The organism is Halomonas sp. R57-5 (genome assembly GCF_900070345.1).
GTDB classification, from domain to species: domain Bacteria; phylum Pseudomonadota; class Gammaproteobacteria; order Pseudomonadales; family Halomonadaceae; genus Vreelandella; species Vreelandella ventosae_B.
Window position 1 is genome coordinate 661,484 of the sequence record NZ_LN813019.1, and the last position, 17,076, is coordinate 678,559.

Genomic DNA, 17,076 nt, shown 5'->3' on the forward strand with positions numbered 1-17,076 from the left:
CAAAGTAGCGGCAAACCGATCATCACCAGCTCAAGGAAAATAGTGCGATGACTGACTCCCCTTCGATGTCTGCTTCTTTAGCTAGCGCTCCCGCCCGCTTTGAACGTGAGAACTTAACGTGGCGAACAATGACCGTTAACGATCTGGAGGCAGCGCATCGCCTGTCGTTCAACCTCGGCTGGCCTCATCGTGTTGACGATTGGCGCCAGATGCTTGAGGTGGGTGAGGGCGKCGTGCTGGAAAGCGTCGACGGTGAACTGGTGGGCACTGGGCTCTGCTTTAATCAAGGGGCTGTGGCCMCCCTAGGGCTGGTGGTTATTAGCAACGATTGGCAGGGCCTCGGGCTCGGGCGCGAGATGATGGCACGGCTGATGGCGCTGGCGGGCCCACGAACGCTGATGTTGGTCGCCACGAAAGCGGGCCAGCCGCTGTACCAAAAACTGGGCTTTGAGCAGTGCAATCGTATTTGCCAATACCAAGGAGTGGTCACCGGTGCACCGCCTGCGCCACGTGAGCCGGGTTTACGCGCGATGGCGGCAAGCGATCAGGCGGCACTGCTCGCGCTCTCACCCGACAGCCCGGCTCATGCGGTGGCCGTTCAATCGGCTAATAGAGGAGTGGTGATTGAAAAGGCAGGTGTCATTGAAGGGTTTGCGCTAAAGCGTACCTATGGGCGCGGCGAGCATATTGGCCCCATTCTGGCGCGCAGTGCCGAACAGGCGCAGGCGCTGGTGTTGGCGCTGCTGACGGATGCTGAGGGTGATTTTATACGCATTGATTTAGTCGATCCCGACGACGATAGCTGGCTGACGGTGTTAGGACTCACCTGTGTCGATCAAATCACCCGCATGCGCTGTGGCGAGGCTGTCGAGGAGGGGCCGTTAACGCGCTTTGGCATGCTGACTCAGGCGCTGGGCTAACACGGAGGCAGCTTATGAACGCGAATATCGTGGATGCCGCTAACGCCATCGCCCCCCAGCTTTCTGCCCAGCGACGTGACTTTCATCGCTACCCCGAGCAGGGATGGCTGGAGTTTCGTACCGCCAGCCTTGTGGCTGAACGGCTTAGCCAACTGGGGTTCAGCGTTCAACTGGGGCAAGCAGTGGTGAGTGAGTGCGCGCGTATGGGCGTGCCGGATAAGCAAACGCTAGACGAAGCCTTGGCGCGTGCACGCGCCCAGGGTGCTGTTGAGCGCTGGCTGCCTGCCTTGGAAGGAGGCTTTACCGGCGTGGTGGGCACACTGGATACCCATCGCCCAGGGCCGACCCAGGCATTTCGTTTCGATCTTGATGCATTACCCATCGTTGAGTCCACTGAAGATGATCACCGTCCTTACCAGGAGGGTTTTCACTCGCTCAATCAAGGCTCTATGCATGCCTGCGGTCATGATGGCCATGCCACTATTGGGCTGGGGATGGCGGAACTGCTGTGCCAGTTTTCCAGCCAGCTGTGTGGCAAAATAAAATTGATTTTTCAACCCGCCGAAGAGGGCGTTCGAGGCGCCCAATCCATGGTCGAAGCGGGTGTGGTGGATGACGTTGATAGGCTGGTTGCGACGCACTTGGGGCTCGGCCACGCCAGCGGCCATGTGGTCTGCGCCGCCGATGGCTTTCTGGCCACCACCAAACTGGATGCGTACTTTTCAGGCAAAGCAGCCCATGCAGGCGGGCAGCCTGAGGTGGGCCAAAATGCTTTGCTAGCGGCAGCCCAGGCTGCTCTTGGTTTGCATGCTATTGCCCCCCATAGCCAAGGCGCTGCGCGGATCAATGTTGGTCAACTGCATGCTGGTAGTGGGCGCAATATCATTGCTGATAGCGCGCTGTTAAGGCTGGAAACACGTGGTGCCACCGCGGACATTAACAGCTATGTGGAAAGCCGTGCTTTTGAAGTGCTGAAAGGCGCTGCCACCATGCAGGGCGTTAGCGTCTCGATCGAGCGTGTTGGTGCTGCCAGTGCCTGCGCCGCCAGCCCGGCCCTGGTAGAAAAAGTTGTCTCTTGTCTTACCGATTACCCTGGAATCACCCAATTAGAAGGGCATGATATGACGCCAGCGGGCTCAGAAGATGCCACCTCGCTAATGGCCAGGGTGCTGGAGCGTGGTGGTCAGGCAACCTATATGATCTTTGGCGCCGATCTTGCTGCTGGTCACCACCATCACTGCTTTGACTTTGACGAGTCAGTGATGCCACTGGCAGTCGGTGTGTTGATGCAGGTAGCCCTTAATCCTTGAGAGGATGCGGTTGTTATTTTTTGCTAAAAGCCATATCAAAACACCTCGCTAAGCGTTTATGGCGCTTAGCGAGGTGGCTCTGTGTTGTTGAATAGCGGTGATAGCCAGCCCCCCCTCTTGGCTTAGGCAACCTGTCTTTCAAGCTCGCCTGGAATCAAGAAGCCGCGCAGGATTTTTTCCATTCGCTGCCTTGCGTCAGCATGCTCAAGGTCAAGAAAATGCCCCGCATTGGGCACGACTTCGAATGCACACTTCGGCATATAGTCGTCGGCTATCAGAATGTCTTCTGGTGTTGTGTATTCATCCAATTTGCCATTAACGAAAAGCGTTGGTATCTCAATATTACCCAGCAGTTGCTCATAGTCTGTGTCGTTCATGGAAAGTATTTGCTCGATATGAAAGCAAACCTGTTGAAGTTCCTGATCATCTAACCGTGAGAGGTGCCGGTAATTGATATATTTTAATAAGCGGGGTAAGTATTTTCCTACTTCTTCATTAAGCAGGTTAGCAGCGGTTTTGACATCGCCAATTTGAATATAATGGCGAGCACCATTGATATAGCGCAACATGCCGTCGTTAAGCTGAGTTGAAAATGAGGCTAGCACCGCTCTTTTAATCGATGTGGGGGATTGCGCCAATGCCATCATGGCGGCATAGCCTCCCCAAGAAACGGAAAGTAACGAAGTGGGTTGGTAACGTTCAATCAGGGCTAGGAGGATATTAACTTCATCGTCCTTGGTAATGATACCACCCACAGGGTTATGCGGTTTCGACTGGCCAGCAAAAGGCAAATCAAACAGGATAACGTTTAATCCGTCATTCAAGTATTTGACACAATTGGTAAAAGAGGCTGTGGTGGCTAGCGCGCCGTTGACCATAATAATACTTTCAGTATTTTGTGGCTGTTGGTAGGTTTCTACATGCACGCAATGATTGCCTATCTTTACGAGGTCGGTATTGGCTTTCATGATATTTTCCTTGCAGTAATTGGGTCAGTTAATGCGAGTCTAATGCGTGCATGTCTGAGTAATCGATTCTGAACCTATCAAGTTCATTAGCTGTCACAAGTGTGCAAGTTTTTTAGTATTTCTTTATTTATGTCTACATGATTGTTGAAGGTATTGGCGGCTGTGTATGTAGGATATTGCTGATAGTATTTGTAAGAGATTCGCTATACTTATGTAAGAAATTGCTTATAAGTAACTTTTTAATACGCAGTTGTTAATTAATGTGTAGTCGGGTGGTGTTTGGATTAATTCGCGTAGTTAAATATGACTGATGAGTATTGCGGGGAATTAAAGATAACCCCCTCACCTATTTCTGGTGAGGGGGTTATGGGAACTTGCTCAGTACGCAACGCAGAAACGCTGATTGATATGGTGTGAGTTTTCCAGCTCATCGATCATGGCGATGGCGTAATCCTGCACGGAAATACGGCTATTACCTTCGCTATCAGTGAGTAGCGTATCGGTGCCCAGCCGGAAGTTACCCGTGCGTTCACCGGGGAAAATCTCAGCAGCGGGGGAGAGAAATGTCCACGCTTGAGCCGTTTGTGCGCGCAGAGTTTCAAGGGCTGTTTGCGCCCCTTCCGCCGTGGCTCGGTACTCTGCTGGAAAACCCGGTGCATCTAACAAAAGCTTACCCGGTGCTACCTCGAGCGTTGCTGCGCCACCCACTATCAGTAGCCTAGGAACAGAGGCGTGTTGAGTGGCGGCCAAAATCGAATTAAAGCCTTTGAGGTAGTAGTCGTAAACATCCTCCTGGGCATGGCCGCTAAAGGCGCTGATAACGGCCTCGACACCGCGTAGCTGCTCGGCCAGTGCATCGGTGTTTAACACATCGCTTTTAACGCTAACGACATTTTCCTGCGGCGCCACCCGTTCAGGGCGAGTCACTAACGCCGTCACATGATGGCCCCGGGAGAGCGCCTCGGTTAATAGGGCGGAACCGATAAATCCGCTAGCGCCAATCAGTGCAATCTTCATCGTAGTACTCCTTCAGTGGGTAGAGGCTGCATTGTCGGACGCTTTATTGATTTGAAAAATAGCGATGAACGTAATTTACTGTTGTCGATTTCATAACAATCGGGCGCTATATGACCACCGCCAGCGAGTTCGATTTAAACGGTTTGCCGATCTTTGTCGCCCTGGTGGAAGCCGGTAGCTTTACCAAGGCGGCGGAGCGGCTAGGCTGCACGAAAACCCGGGTAAGCCTGCAAATTCGCCAGTTGGAAACGCGCCTGGGTGTAACGCTGTTCCTCCGCACCACGCGGCGGGTTCAGCTCACCCAGGCAGGAGAGGCGCTCTACCATCAATGCCATCCACTGTTAACAGACCTACAGGGGGTGCTTGCCAGCGCAGTAAGTGACACCCAACAGTTGCACGGCGAGTTGCGTATCACGGCCCCTGAAGATTACGCCGCCGGGATGTTGAGCGAAGCGGTGGTAGCGTTTAGCCGTTTGCACCCGGCGCTGCATATAGAGCTACGTAGCGGCGACCAGATAAGCGATATGGTCCAGGACGGTATCGATTTAGCGTTTCGTTTAGGCTGGTTAAAAGACTCCACGCTGCGTGCTCGTCGACTAGGCGCTTTTCAGCAACAGGTGGTGGCCGCGCCTGATTACTTGAAACGCCACGGCACGCCCGTGCATCCCAAGGCGCTGGAAGGCCATGCATGGATCGCCTTTACACCGTTAAGAGCGCCACTAACCTGGACTTTTCAGCGCCGGGATGAGCAGTGTGAGGTGCAAATGAGCGCGGGGTTGGCAGCCAACTCAACGGTGAGTTTAGTCGCGCTGATGGTCGCTGGCGGTGGTCTCTCAGTATTGCCGGATATTACCGCGGCACCTGAGATAGCCGCCGGACGTTTAGTGCGCGTATTGGGCGAGTGGGCGTTACCGGAAGGCGGTGTTTATGCGGTTTACCCGCCAGGGCGGCACGTAACCGCCAAAGCGCGCGCATTTATGAGCTTTTTTGACGCATGGCTGCAAAGAGAGCCCTAACGCGGTGCTGCACTCAGCTCGGTGTCGCCTCCATAGGTAAGATTGGTTTCCCAGCTTTCGCTACTAACGGCAATCGCCGCCTGAACGCCTGCGCTATCGCCTGCTTTGAAAGCGGTATAAATAGCTTTGTGGTCTTTGAGTGCGGTTTCCGGTAATGACCGCATGGAGGTTTCCAACGCTGCTTCAATGAGCTGCAGCAGTGTTTCACCGACGCGAATAGTCATGGGGTTATGGGTACTGTGCAAAATGGCGCGATGGAAGGCGATATCGTGCTGAGAGGTTTGTGCACCTGAGCGGATCGCCTCTTCCATGGCGTCGATACTTTGCTGAATGCGTTGATGATCCTCTGCTGTCGCGCTACCCATCGCTTGCAGGGTATACGCCGGTTCAAACATCAGGCGGAACTCCAGCACGTCCCGCGTCATGCCTCGCGCCAAGATCATTCCAAATGCCATCGGGTCGACGAGTGGCGTGCCTGGTTCGCGGCGAATCATGGTGCCCTGGCCGCGTTTGACTTCCACAATGCCAATGGCTTGCAGCATTTTGATGGCTTCACGCACGCTCGATTTGCCAATCCCCAAACTGTGGGTCAATTCAGTTTCTGAAGGTAGATAATCCCCTGGTTTGAGGTCTCCACGTATCAAGGCGCTTTTAATGCGCTCTAGCAGTTGCAGCGCAACGGAGCTGCGCTCCATCGAATCCCCAAAAGACGTTGTAGTGGTCGAGGTAATCTCGGGCTGGCGTTTAAAACTCATGGGGGCCTCGCGTGGCTCATCGGTGTTTTTTGCATCCTATCAATGCCATAAGCCTAGCGGCTTAAGACATCTGATGGCATATATTTAAAAGTAATTTGTTTATTTTGTTTCGGTTTATATGCCCGACTTGCTAATGGTTTGTGCTTTAGTCTAGTCTGAAATCAGACATCTGATGTCTGGTGTTTGTATTAGCTAGACATAAAACAAGAGAATCTGCATGAGCCAAAAGCACATCGTGGTGTTGACCACGGGCGGCACTATTGCCAGCAAGCCCAGTGATTCAGGGCGTAGCCAGTCAGGGGCATTAAGCGGGGAGCAGCTACTTGATCGGGTGGCGCTGCCCCAGGGCGTCGACGTTACGTTAGAGGTGATGTCGATTCTGCAGAAACCCAGTAATGCCGTCTCCCTCGCCGATCTTGCTGAGCTCCATCGCCAAGGACGAATAGCATTGGCGCGAGCGGATGTGGACGGCCTGGTGATCACTCACGGCACCGATACCTTAGAAGAGACTGCTTACTTTCTATCGCTCACACTGCCCGCTGACAAACCGTGTGTCATCACCGGTTCCCAGCGGGCGCCTCACCAGCTAGGCACCGATGCGTTTAAAAATATCTGCGATGCCATCGTGGCGGCGGCAAGCCCTCAGTTGAATCAGCTTGGCTGTGTCGTGGCGTTTAACGAGTCGCTGTTTGTAGCCCGCTATGCCCGCAAGGTGAATAGCTTTCAGCTCAACGGTTTTGATGCCCCTGGCGCTGGTGCACTGGGTTATATCGATGGGCAGCGGATCAAGCTTTATCACCCGGCAATAGCCATCGAGCCCCCGGTTGAGGAATGGGATTTCCCGCTACCCAGAGTGGATCTACTGCCCGCCTATTTGGATGCCTCACCGGCGCTGTTGAGAGCCTGCGTTGAAAGCGGGGCAAAAGCGGTAGTGATTGATGGTTTAGGGCGTGGGCATGTGCCGCCTAGCTGGATGAACGAAATAAGAGAGCTGGTGGGCGCGGGCGTGCCAGTCGTGGTCGTGAGTAGCTGTGCTCAAGGGCCGGTCAACACCAGCTATGAATTTAGCGGCAGCCTGGCTGATTTAGTGTCGGCTGGGGTGATCGCGCTTAACGATATTAGTGCACGTAAGGCAAGGCTTGCCCTTGCCTTKGTGCTGAGTAGTACTCCGCGCAATGCGCTGGGTCAGGCGATGGAGCGCTTAATGGCGTGAGCGGCCTCTCAACCTTGCTCAATATGCAGTAACAGGAAACTAAAAAAGCAATTCAACATAACTAAATAAGGTGCTGGACATGAAACTAATGCTGACAAAAGCTACCCTCTCTGCGGCGATTGCTGTCGCTTCTTTAAGTGCGGCACAACTCCATGCGGCCGACTATACCTTCAGCTTTGCCCACGTGTTGATCGAAGAAACGCCGAATGGCCAAGCAGCGCTGCGCTTTAAAGAGGAGGTAGAGGAGAAGTCTGACGGCCGTATCGAGATCAATGTCTTGCCAGCCGCCCAGGTGGGTGGCGATGTTGAAATCATTGAGCAGATTCAGATGGGCCTGGTCGATATCGGTATCCCGCCCACGGCCACCCTGGGCAACTTTGAGCCGCGCATGCAGATTTTGGATCTGCCGTTCTTGATTGCCGATTACGACACCATGGTGGAAACCCTGGATGGTGAAGTGGGTCGCGAAATCCTCGATACCCTGAATGGCCATAACATGGTCGGCGTTAACTTCTGGGGTGCAGGTTTCCGCCATATCACCAACAACGATCGTCCGATCGAAACCCCCGAGGATATGGACAGTATCCGTATGCGCACCATGCAGGCGCCGATCATCATCTCCACCTATGAAAACCTGGGCGCTAACGCCACCGCAATGGCCTTCACCGAGGTTTACAACGGCTTGCAACAGGGCGTGGTGTCGGGGCAGGAAAACCCACTGGCCAACATCTACACCATGCGTTTCCACGAGGTTCAGGATTATCTCTCGCTGACGAATCACGCCTACCACGCCTATGCGGCGGTGATTAATCAGGATTCCTGGGATTCGCTGCCGGAAGACCTGCAAGCGGTCATGCTGGAAGCCTTTGATAATGGTCGAGACACGTCTCGTGCGCTAACGCTGCAGGACGAAGAGACCATTATGGAAGATATTAAAGATGAAATTGCCATTAACGAACTCACTCCAGAACAGCGTGAAGCCTTTATTGCAGCCAGTATGCCGGTGCACGAAGAGTATGAAGATATCGTCACCACCGAGCTACTACATAAAGTTTATGACTCGGTGGGTATCGAGTACTGAGCAGAGGTTTAGCAAATCTAGCCCCTTTCCTCTTACCCACTTAAGGGTGTGGATCTCTCATGTTCGAAGCGCTCAATAAATGTCTTGATCGCTTGGAAAGTGTGGCGATGGTCGTTTTCATGTCGATTGCGACCATCCTCACCTTTACCCAAGTTGTCTATCGCTACGGCTTTAGCGGTTCGCTGTTTTGGGCCGAAGAAGTCGTTATCTACTCCATTATCTGTATGAGTTTTGTGGGCGCCAGTATGGGTGTGCGTCATGGCACGCATATTTCGGTGGATGTCCTTAATGCGGTTGCCTCGCCCGCCGTTAATCGCTGGCTGCATCTTGTCGCAGCGCTGATTGGCATCGTGTTCGCAGGCTTTATGACCTATTACGGCTTTGTTCTCTATTTCAGCACGCTTGATCGCGGCCAGTTGACGGCCGCGCTGCGACTACCAATGGCATGGTTCTATCTGCCGATTGGTATATCCGGGGTGCTGCTGATTCTGCGTTATCTATGGGTAATCAATGAAGTTTGGAAAAAGCCTCCGGTGAGTCTCTCCGAAGAGCTTGTAGCTGAGTCGGATAAGCTCATTTAACTCTGGGGAGCGACCATGATTACTGCGTTATTACCGATCTTTTTTGCTGTTCTATTGTTGGGGCTGCCAATTTTTGCCTCTTTGGCATTGGCGGTATTTCTAGCGATTGAATTCTTTGGCACTACCAACCCGGTGATTGTGCCGATGCGCATGTTTACCGGCATGAATAATTTCTCGCTGATGGCGATTCCGTTCTTTATTTTGGCGGCGGAGCTAATGCGCATTGGCGGTCTTTCAGACCGGCTGATCAATCTCGCCAAGGCATTGGTCGGTTGGGTGCCCGGCGGTTTAGCTGCGGCCACGGTGCTTTCGTGCCTATTCTTTGGGGCCATTTCGGGCTCAAGCCCGGCCACGGTGGTGGCGATTGGTTCGATCATGTTCCCGGCGCTGGTGGCGGCTGGCTACGATAAACGCTTTGCGATTGGCTTGATTGCCACCGCCGGTACGCTAGGCCCCATCGTGCCACCGAGTATTGCGCTGATTATCTACGGCTCGGTGACCGGCACCTCTGTCGGGCGACTGTTTGCGGCCGGGCTGCTGCCTGCCATCGTCATCGCTTCTATACTGATCGCCTACTGTATTGTTTTCAGCAGCATCAAAGGTTATGAGCGCTCACCGTTCCCAACGCTACGGCAAATTCTAGTGGCCTTTAAAGACGCCGCCTGGGGCCTTGGCCTGCCGGTGATTCTGCTGGGTGGTATCTACAGCGGCGTATTTACGCCGACCGAGTCGGCGGCGGTGGCCTGCGTCTACGGCCTGTTTGTGGGCATGGTGGTGTATCGCACCATCAACCTGAAAGCGCTAGCGGGGACGTTAAGAAGCTCAGGGCTGATTTCCGCCACGCTGTTGCTGATCACCGCTGGCGCCTCGGCGTTCTCATGGCTGCTGGCGATTACCGGCACGCCGAGCCAACTGGCGGGGCAGGTGCTGTCGTGGACGGACGACCCCTTTCAGGTCATGGCGCTGTTTAACGTGGTGATGATTATTGCCGGTTTCTTTCTCGATAGCGCCTCGGCCATCATCGTGCTCTCGCCGCTGCTTCAGCCTATTGCCGCCCAGGTGGGCGTAGACCCGGTGCATTTTGGCGTTATCACACTGATCAACTTCTCGGTGGGCRTGATTMCCCCGCCGGTAGGGCTGAATCTATTCGTCGCTATGGCGATATCCAAAATGTCGCTGCAGGAAGTGTTTAAAGCCTGCTTGCCGTTGATTGCTTTGATGCTAATCGCATTGATCATTATTACCTACATACCCTGGCTCAGCACTTGGCTTCCCTCGCTTATTTACTAACAAGTAGTGTAATTGTGCTAATCAATAAGGATAACCAACAATGAGTAAAACGATTGAACAGGCAGTGTCGGAGCAGGGCCTTACGTTACCGGCGATTCCAACACCGCGCGGCCTATTTCTGCCCTGGTCCCGGTTAGGCAACCAATTGTTTTTAGCGGGCCAGATTTGCGAACGTGGCGGTGATGTTCTCTATCCTGGCAAGGTGGGTGGTGAGTTCGATCTTGAAACCGGGAAACTGGCGGCCCAGGCGTGTGCTTTAAACCTTTTGGCTGAATTGAGCGATGCTGTTGATGGCGACTTCTCACGGGTGGTGCGCTGCGTGCGTATGAACGGCTTCGTCAATGTGGCGCCGGGCTTTCACGATGTCCCGCTGGTTATCAACGGCGCGTCAGAGCTATTTGTCGCACTGTTTGGCGACGCAGGGCGCCATGCTAGAACCGCCATTGGAGTGGCTACTCTACCCGGCAATGCAGCGGTGGAAGTCGAAGCGATTTTTGAAGTGCGTTAAGCACTACCTCGGAGGTAAGTGAAGCATGCAGGATTCAGTTATATTTCTACCGATACGTGAGCAGCGCGCACGCCTGCGGGCAGGCACTCTTACCGCAACAGCCCTTGCCGAGGCATCACTCGCCGCTTACCAGCAGCGCGGCCAACACGATCACGCCTACCTCACCTGGAACGGCGAACAGGCCCTGGCGATGGCCAAAGCTGCCGACGCTGTACTCGCCCAAGGTGGCGATGCGGGGGCGTTAATGGGCATGGCGGTATCGATTAAAGATATCTACGCCGTGCCAGGGCTACCCACCTATGCGGGCTCTTCCCAACGGCTGCCCAAGTGCTGGGAGCGCCCCGGCCCGGTAGTGAGCGCTTTGCTAAAGCAATTACCTTCCGTGATGGGTAAAACCCACTCCGTTGAGTTTGCCTTTGGCGGGCTGGGTACCAACGCCCACTGGGGAGCGCCGCGCAACCCTTGGGATACGTCTCAGCACCGCACGCCTGGCGGTTCCAGTTCTGGGGCAGGTGTTTCACTTGTCGGTGGTACGGCAAGTTTGGCGTTAGGTACCGACACCGCCGGTTCGGKGCGTATTCCTGCCGCAATGACCGGGGTGGCGGGATTGAAAACCACTGCTGGGCGCTGGTCAACCGAGCAGATCGTGCCGCTCTCCTCCACGCTGGATACGCCAGGGCTGCTGGCGCGGCGAGTGGATGATATAGCCTTTGCGTTTGATGCGCTGGATAGCCAGCTAAGCGGTAGAGAAGAGCAGGTTCCGGCAACGCCGTGCCTTGCTGATCTAACCTTTGGCGTACCAGAAACGTTTTTCTGGGACGATTGCAGCCCAGGTATTGCCGAAACAGTACGCGCGGCTATTAAAAAGCTGGAAGCCGCTGGAGCACGCATTGTCACTCTGGAGCTACCGGGTATCGACGAGGCGTATGAGTTGTTCAAGCTGGGCGGCGTGGCCGCGCCGGAGTTGGCGGCGTTTCTAAAAACCGAACTGCCTGAGATGATCGATTCCCTCGACCCTAACGTCGCGGCCCGGGTCAAAGCGGCTGACGATATGCCCGCCTGGGAGTATGTGCGTCGTCGCACAGTGCTGGATTCGCTCTATCGATCGGCCGCCGCTCGCATGGCGGATGTGGATGCGGTGCTTACCCCTACGGTGGCGATTACGCCGCCGACTATCGAGAGCCTTGCACCGGAAGGTGCCTATCCCAAAGCCAATATGCACGCCCTGCGTAACACCGTAATCCCTAACTTCCTTGGTTTATGTGCGCTAACGCTGCCGGTAGGGATAGACGCTGTGGGCATGCCCGTTGGTCTGCAGGTACTAGGCGGCCCCTGGCAGGACGCCAAACTATTAGCAGTTGGTCAGGCGATTGAAAATGAGTTAGGCACAGGGCTGGAGATTCTTGGTCAGCCGCCAGCGATCTAATCTGAAAGCCTATGTGCTGCCGCCAGTCTGGAGTGTAAAGCCTACATCGTGCTGCCGACGGTAGACATTCTTGCCGCCTAGCCGCCGAATGAGCTCTTTGGCAGCTAAGCGGCCCATCTCCTCTCTGGGAGAGAGAATAGTAGTGAGCTGAGGCGTCACGTGTTGACCAAGGGGCAGGCCGTTAAACCCGGCGATGGCAATATCTTCCGGCACCTTGAGACCTTGACGTTGTGCAGCCAGCAGGGCACCTGCAGCTAAGTCATCGTTAGCAAAATGAATGGCTTGGGTGTGTGGGTAGCTCGCCAATACCTGGGCCAGTCCTTCTGCGCCTGCCTGCAGGCTGCCCAGAGTATCCAGCTCAACTAAGGGTGCTTCTATCCCGTTGGCCTGCAGCACCTCCTTATGCCCTTCATAGCGCATGCCCGCGCGATAATCGTGGGCAAGCCGCGCGCCCACGTAAACAATATGACGGTAGCCTTGATCGATAAGGTGATTGACCATACAGCGGCCTGCTGCCACGTGATCCAGCCCAACGTTGAGATCCATGCCTTTGCCCAATTCCATCACCTCCATAATGGGGTGATCCCAGTTGGCCAGCAGCGTATGGCAGGCCTTGTTATGGCGCAGCCCAGCGGTGACCAGTGCCGAGCATGACCAACCTAAAAACGTACGCACCAACTGATACTCGCGATCCAAGTCGTAGTCGGTATTACCCAGCAGTATCTGATAGCCCTCAGCTTCCAGCGTTTCCTGCAGGCCTTTGATGACTTCCACAAACACGCTATTGATGAGCGACGGCACAATGACCGCAATCAGCCGTGAGCGAGCAGAGGCCAGACTGCCTGCGACTAGATTGGGTACGTAGCCTAACGTTTCTACTGCTTGCAAAACACTGAGACGTGCGCTGTCGCTGACCTTATCCGGGTGGTTTAGCGCCCGCGATGCCGTAATGGGAGAGACTCCCGCCATCTGCGCGACTTGGCTAAGCGTGACCTGATCGGAGCTGCGGCGCTGTCTAGCGGCGTTGGGTGAGTCTTTAGACATTGGTCGTACGTCCCTGATTTTCAGCTTGTCGTAACGCAAACAATAATCTAAAACGAATGGTAGCGCTATCATGACAGCGCTACCATTTTCTTTTAAAAGCTTCTTTTTGAAAGCGCCGCGACGATGGCAGCAAACACAACAAGAAACTCAACAATGAGGTGTCGGCAGGTGAGTCAACACGATAAACCATCACTTCAAGTAGGCGTTATTGGACTCGGTGCTATGGGCATGGGCACCGCAACCGCCTTGCTTCAACAAGGACTGGCCGTAACGGGCTGCGATATTTCTGCAGAAGCGCGCCAAGCCTTTGTGGCGGCAGGGGGCAAGAGCGTTGCCACCCCAGCAGAACTCGCTCACTGCCATATTTTGCTGGTGGTGGTGGTTAACGGCGCCCAGGTTGATGAAGTGCTGTTCGGGGTGCAGGGAGTGGCGGGCCAGTTGGCGCCGGGCAGCCTGATTATGCAGTGCGCGACGGTCGCGCCTAGTCACGCTAAACAGCTTGGCGACCGCTTGACTGCCGAAGGGTTGATGTTGCTCGATGCGCCGATTAGTGGCGGTGCTGCTAAAGCGAAAAGTGGCGAACTATCGGTGATGGCCTCGGGTACGCCTGAAGCGTTCAGCTACGCCCAGCCGGTACTCGATGCTATGGCCGCTAAGGTCTATCGACTTGGTGATGTTCCTGGCGTTGGTTCCAGTATGAAGTTGGTCAATCAACTGCTGGCAGGGGTACATATCGCCACCGCAGCTGAAGCCATGGCGCTGGGCATTCGCATGGGGCTCGACCCCGAGGTGATATATGAAGTGATTACTCACTCGGCAGGTAACTCCTGGATGTTCGAAAATCGCGTGCCGCATATCCTGAGTGGCGACTACACACCGCTTTCGGCGGTGGATATCTTCGTCAAAGATCTCAATATCGTGCATCAAACCGGCCGCGAACTGGCGCTGGCAACGCCCGTTGCTTCGAGCGCTCTGCAGCAATTTACCGCCGCTAGCGGGGCAGGCCTTGGCCGCGAAGATGATTCGGCTGTGATCAAAGTCTACCAGCGGCTATCTGGTATCACTCTGCCCGAAGCTGCCAACGATGCCGAGGGAGCCTGATAAGCATGGATATGGGAGCGAACATCGTCTTAGGCGCCATTGCCGACGACTTCACGGGGGCCACCGATCTCGCCAATAACTTGGTGCGCGGCGGCATGCGCTGTCTACAGGTGATTGGCGTACCCTCGGAAGAGGTCGACCTCAACAATATCGATGCAGTGGTCGTAGCGCTTAAATCCCGCTCCTGTCCGGCGGATAAGGCCGTAGCGGACTCCCTCGCCGCGCTTGAGTGGCTTCGTCAACAAGGCGCCCGTCAGCTGTTCTTTAAGTACTGCTCCACCTTTGACTCTACCGATCAGGGCAATATTGGCCCAGTGGCCGATGCTCTATTGGAAGCCCTTGGCGCTAATCAAACCGTGATGGTACCCGCTTTTCCGATTAATGGTCGCATGGTCTACCAGGGCCATCTGTTTGTGGGGGATCGCTTACTTAATGATAGCGGCATGCAGCMCCACCCGCTAAACCCCATGCAGGACGCAGACTTAGTTCGTGTGCTGGCTCGCCAGACACCCCACTCGGTGGGGTTGGCCAACCGTGCGGTGTTGACTCAAGGGGCAGATGTGACCCGGGCGCACTTGTCAGCGCTGGCTGAGCAAGGCACTCGCCATGTGATCTGCGACTCTTTAGACGAACAGGATTTAGACGTATTGGCTCAAGCTACGGTGCTGATGCCCTTGGTCACCGGTGGCTCGGGTCTGGGACAGGCATTGCCCGCTCAGTACCGAGCACAGGGCTGGTTAGACACCATCTCTGAGCCGGGTCGTTTATTACCGGCTTTCGGTGGTGCGCTGGTGCTATCTGGTAGTTGCTCACGGACAACGCTCGCCCAGGTGGCGGATTTTCTGGCAAAGCACCCTGACGGTGGCTTTGCCCTTGATCCCTTGGCGTTAGCGGAAGGCGAACAGGAGCAAMAGCAGGCGCTAAACTTTGCTCAGCAGCGGCTATCAAACAACGAACCGGTATTGATGTACGCCTCCGCTGATCCAGATAAGGTTAAAACCGCGCAAGCCTCACTCGGCGTGAAGAGGGCAGGTTATCTCGTAGAAGAAGCGCTGAGCCAACTGGCGGTCACGCTGGTCAACGAAGGTGTGGGTCGGTTGCTGGTCGCCGGGGGTGAAACCTCTGGCGCGGTGGTTTCGGCATTAGGTATTACCAGGCTGCGCATTGGCGAGCAGATAGACCCTGGCGTGCCCTGGACCCAAGCCCCATTGCCGAACCGTGAAGCACCGTTATCGCTGGCTCTGAAGTCCGGCAACTTTGGTGGCGTTGATTTCTTTACCCGCGCGTTTGAGGTGCTGGCATGAGCGTTCAACTTCGTCATCATCACCAGAACAGCCTGCGGGAGCAGATCAGCACGCTCGGCAAGTCTCTGTTTGACCGCGGCCTAACCATGGGCTCCAGTGGCAACATCAGCGTTCGCTTGGAAGATGGCGGCTGGCTGATGACGCCAACCAACGCCTGCTTGGGGCGGCTGGATCCAGCCCGCATCTCCCACCTGGATCAAAGTGGCCAACTGCTAAGCGGCGATGCGCCTACCAAAGAGCAGTTCCTGCATATGGCGATGTACGACGAGCGCCCACAGTCTGGGGCCATCGTGCACCTGCACTCTACCCACTCAGTGGCGGTGTCCTGTTTGCCAGGGGGTGATCCCTGCGACTGTATTCCGCCGCTGACCGCGTACTACGTGATGCGGGTGGGCAAACTGCCGCTTATTCCCTATCACATGCCGGGCGACCCCAAGCTAGGCGATGCGGTGCGAGGCCTAGCGGGTAAGCACAGCGCGGTGCTGTTGGCCAACCACGGCCCGGTGGTGGCGGGTAAAAACCTCGAAGCGGCGGTGTATGCCACCGAGGAGCTAGAAGAAACCGCCAAGCTCTACCTGCTGCTGCGTGGCGAAAATCCGCGGGGTCTAACACCAGAGCAGGTGGCGGAGCTGGAAGCACGCTTTCCACGAAATTAATATTATTTCATTTAAAAAAAGCACTTAACAACAAGAGCCCCACGATGATTCGATTAGCCGCCAACCTCAGCATGCTGTTTAACGAGCACCCCTTTATAGACCGCTTTGCCGCGGCGGCGAAGGCAGGCTTTAAAGGCGTTGAGTATCTGTTTCCTTATGCGTTTTCCCCGCAAGAGCTGCGCCAAGCACTGCAAGAATCGCAGTTGGAGCAGGTGCTGTTTAACCTGCCTCCAGGCGATTGGGAAGCAGGTGAGCGAGGCTTGGCGAGCTTGCCGGGGCGCGAAGGTGAGTTTCGCGACTCAGTGGTAGAGGCCCTGCGCTATGCCGAGGCGCTCAACTGCCCTCGAGTACATGCCATGGCTGGGCTGCTCCCGGAAGGCGCCGATGCCACCGCTCAGGCTGAGCACCATGCGACCTATCTTCGCAATCTGCGTTTTGCGGCGGATGAGGCGGCCAAAGTCGGCCGCGATATTCTTATCGAGCCGATCAATACCCGCGATATGCCGGGCTTTTTCCTCTCGCACCAAGCGCAAGCCATGGCGGTGCTGGAAGAGGTTGGGGCGGAAAACCTAAAGCTCCAGTTTGATCTTTACCACTGCCAAATTATGGACGGTGACTTGATTTGCCACCTTCAACGTCAGTTCAGGGCCATCGGTCATATTCAAGTCGCGGGTGTCCCCGAACGTCACGAACCTAACGTTGGTGAAGTGCACTACCCCGGCATTTTTGAACGCTTAAGTGCGTTGGGCTACACCGGTTGGATCGGCTGCGAGTACCGGCCCAAGGCAGAAACCCGTGCGGGGCTAGGGTGGGGTGCAGCCTGGGGATTAACCACTCAGTGAGCAGCCCCAACTGAATAAACAATAACAACAGCGCATAGGAGCAA

Annotated in this window: 17 protein-coding genes; 13 read left to right on the forward strand and 4 right to left on the reverse strand. The window is 55.3% G+C overall.

The window, feature by feature from the left end; all coding sequences use genetic code 11:
* Positions 1-47 precede the first annotated feature (47 nt).
* Both HALO_RS02980 and HALO_RS02985 read left to right on the forward strand, forming a co-directional pair.
* Positions 48-920 carry a GNAT family N-acetyltransferase gene (locus HALO_RS02980; RefSeq protein WP_050713015.1) on the forward strand — a complete coding sequence of 291 codons (873 nt, stop codon included), beginning with the start codon at positions 48-50 and terminating at the stop codon, positions 918-920.
* Positions 921-934: 14 nt separating this feature from the next.
* A complete protein-coding gene (locus tag HALO_RS02985; RefSeq protein ID WP_035581163.1) occupies positions 935-2,230 on the forward strand; it encodes an amidohydrolase in 1,296 nt (431 codons plus the stop codon).
* A gap of 122 nt (positions 2,231-2,352) precedes the next feature.
* Here the strand turns inward: HALO_RS02985 and HALO_RS02990 are convergent, their stop codons facing one another.
* Positions 2,353-3,198, reverse strand: a complete 846-nt coding sequence (locus HALO_RS02990; RefSeq protein WP_035581160.1) for an alpha/beta fold hydrolase — start codon at positions 3,196-3,198, stop codon at positions 2,353-2,355.
* A gap of 378 nt (positions 3,199-3,576) precedes the next feature.
* Complete coding sequence (locus HALO_RS02995; RefSeq protein ID WP_035581158.1) at positions 3,577-4,215, reverse strand: NAD(P)-dependent oxidoreductase; 639 nt, start codon at positions 4,213-4,215, stop codon at positions 3,577-3,579.
* Between the two features lie 110 nt (positions 4,216-4,325).
* Here HALO_RS02995 and HALO_RS03000 point away from each other — a divergent pair, with 110 nt between their 5' ends.
* A complete protein-coding gene (locus tag HALO_RS03000; protein ID WP_035581156.1) occupies positions 4,326-5,231 on the forward strand; it encodes a LysR family transcriptional regulator in 906 nt (301 codons plus the stop codon).
* Here the strand turns inward: HALO_RS03000 and HALO_RS03005 are convergent.
* Positions 5,228-5,986: a FadR/GntR family transcriptional regulator gene (locus HALO_RS03005; protein WP_035581154.1), complete on the reverse strand. Its 759-nt coding sequence runs from the start codon at positions 5,984-5,986 to the stop codon at positions 5,228-5,230. The genes HALO_RS03000 and HALO_RS03005 overlap by 4 nt on opposite strands.
* A 217-nt stretch (positions 5,987-6,203) precedes the next feature.
* On the opposite strand from HALO_RS03005, the gene HALO_RS03010 reads away from it, so the two are divergent.
* The 6 genes from HALO_RS03010 to HALO_RS03035 all read left to right on the forward strand — a co-directional run bounded on the left by HALO_RS03010 (position 6,204) and on the right by HALO_RS03035 (position 12,085).
* Entirely contained in the window at positions 6,204-7,199 is a 996-nt protein-coding gene (locus HALO_RS03010) for an asparaginase (protein ID WP_050713016.1), read from the forward strand.
* A 79-nt stretch (positions 7,200-7,278) separates the two neighbouring features.
* Positions 7,279-8,280: a TRAP transporter substrate-binding protein gene (locus HALO_RS03015; protein ID WP_035581149.1), complete on the forward strand. Its 1,002-nt coding sequence runs from the start codon at positions 7,279-7,281 to the stop codon at positions 8,278-8,280.
* A 59-nt stretch (positions 8,281-8,339) separates the two neighbouring features.
* Positions 8,340-8,861 carry a TRAP transporter small permease gene (locus HALO_RS03020; RefSeq protein WP_035581146.1) on the forward strand — a complete coding sequence of 174 codons (522 nt, stop codon included), beginning with the start codon at positions 8,340-8,342 and terminating at the stop codon, positions 8,859-8,861.
* Positions 8,862-8,876: 15 nt separating this feature from the next.
* Positions 8,877-10,151, forward strand: coding sequence for a TRAP transporter large permease (locus HALO_RS03025; protein ID WP_050713017.1), 1,275 nt, complete (start codon positions 8,877-8,879; stop codon positions 10,149-10,151).
* Positions 10,152-10,191: 40 nt separating this feature from the next.
* Positions 10,192-10,659 (forward strand): RidA family protein, encoded by a 468-nt coding sequence (locus HALO_RS03030; protein WP_035581142.1) that lies wholly within the window; start codon positions 10,192-10,194, stop codon positions 10,657-10,659.
* A gap of 25 nt (positions 10,660-10,684) precedes the next feature.
* Positions 10,685-12,085, forward strand: a complete 1,401-nt coding sequence (locus HALO_RS03035) for an amidase (protein ID WP_050713018.1) — start codon at positions 10,685-10,687, stop codon at positions 12,083-12,085.
* Between the two features lie 9 nt (positions 12,086-12,094).
* Here the strand turns inward: HALO_RS03035 and HALO_RS03040 are convergent, their stop codons facing one another.
* Positions 12,095-13,129: a LacI family DNA-binding transcriptional regulator gene (locus HALO_RS03040; protein ID WP_035581138.1), complete on the reverse strand. Its 1,035-nt coding sequence runs from the start codon at positions 13,127-13,129 to the stop codon at positions 12,095-12,097.
* Between the two features lie 168 nt (positions 13,130-13,297).
* Here HALO_RS03040 and ltnD point away from each other — a divergent pair, with 168 nt between their 5' ends.
* Genes ltnD through otnI form a run of 4 tightly spaced genes read left to right on the forward strand, consistent with a single transcriptional unit; the run spans position 13,298 to position 17,032 of the window.
* Positions 13,298-14,230 (forward strand): L-threonate dehydrogenase, encoded by a 933-nt coding sequence (ltnD, locus tag HALO_RS03045; protein WP_197671972.1) that lies wholly within the window; start codon positions 13,298-13,300, stop codon positions 14,228-14,230.
* 5 nt (positions 14,231-14,235) lie between these two features.
* Positions 14,236-15,534: a 3-oxo-tetronate kinase gene (otnK, locus tag HALO_RS03050; protein ID WP_050713020.1), complete on the forward strand. Its 1,299-nt coding sequence runs from the start codon at positions 14,236-14,238 to the stop codon at positions 15,532-15,534.
* Positions 15,531-16,190, forward strand: a complete 660-nt coding sequence (gene otnC / locus HALO_RS03055; RefSeq protein WP_035581128.1) for a 3-oxo-tetronate 4-phosphate decarboxylase — start codon at positions 15,531-15,533, stop codon at positions 16,188-16,190. Before otnK ends, otnC begins: the two co-directional genes overlap by 4 nt.
* Positions 16,191-16,234: 44 nt before the next feature.
* Positions 16,235-17,032 carry a 2-oxo-tetronate isomerase gene (gene otnI, locus HALO_RS03060; RefSeq protein WP_035581125.1) on the forward strand — a complete coding sequence of 266 codons (798 nt, stop codon included), beginning with the start codon at positions 16,235-16,237 and terminating at the stop codon, positions 17,030-17,032.
* The last annotated feature ends 44 nt before the right edge of the window (positions 17,033-17,076 follow it).

Coding starts and splice junctions, on each gene's coding strand:
- HALO_RS02985 (WP_035581163.1), top strand. CDS start 935: ATGAACGCGAATATCGTGGATGCCGCTAACGCCATCGCCCCCCAGCTT.
- HALO_RS02990 (WP_035581160.1), bottom strand. CDS start 3,198: ATGAAAGCCAATACCGACCTCGTAAAGATAGGCAATCATTGCGTGCAT.
- HALO_RS02995 (WP_035581158.1), bottom strand. CDS start 4,215: ATGAAGATTGCACTGATTGGCGCTAGCGGATTTATCGGTTCCGCCCTA.
- HALO_RS03000 (WP_035581156.1), top strand. CDS start 4,326: ATGACCACCGCCAGCGAGTTCGATTTAAACGGTTTGCCGATCTTTGTC.
- HALO_RS03005 (WP_035581154.1), bottom strand. CDS start 5,986: ATGAGTTTTAAACGCCAGCCCGAGATTACCTCGACCACTACAACGTCT.
- HALO_RS03015 (WP_035581149.1), top strand. CDS start 7,279: ATGAAACTAATGCTGACAAAAGCTACCCTCTCTGCGGCGATTGCTGTC.
- HALO_RS03020 (WP_035581146.1), top strand. CDS start 8,340: ATGTTCGAAGCGCTCAATAAATGTCTTGATCGCTTGGAAAGTGTGGCG.
- HALO_RS03030 (WP_035581142.1), top strand. CDS start 10,192: ATGAGTAAAACGATTGAACAGGCAGTGTCGGAGCAGGGCCTTACGTTA.
- HALO_RS03040 (WP_035581138.1), bottom strand. CDS start 13,129: ATGTCTAAAGACTCACCCAACGCCGCTAGACAGCGCCGCAGCTCCGAT.
- otnC (WP_035581128.1), top strand. CDS start 15,531: ATGAGCGTTCAACTTCGTCATCATCACCAGAACAGCCTGCGGGAGCAG.
- otnI (WP_035581125.1), top strand. CDS start 16,235: ATGATTCGATTAGCCGCCAACCTCAGCATGCTGTTTAACGAGCACCCC.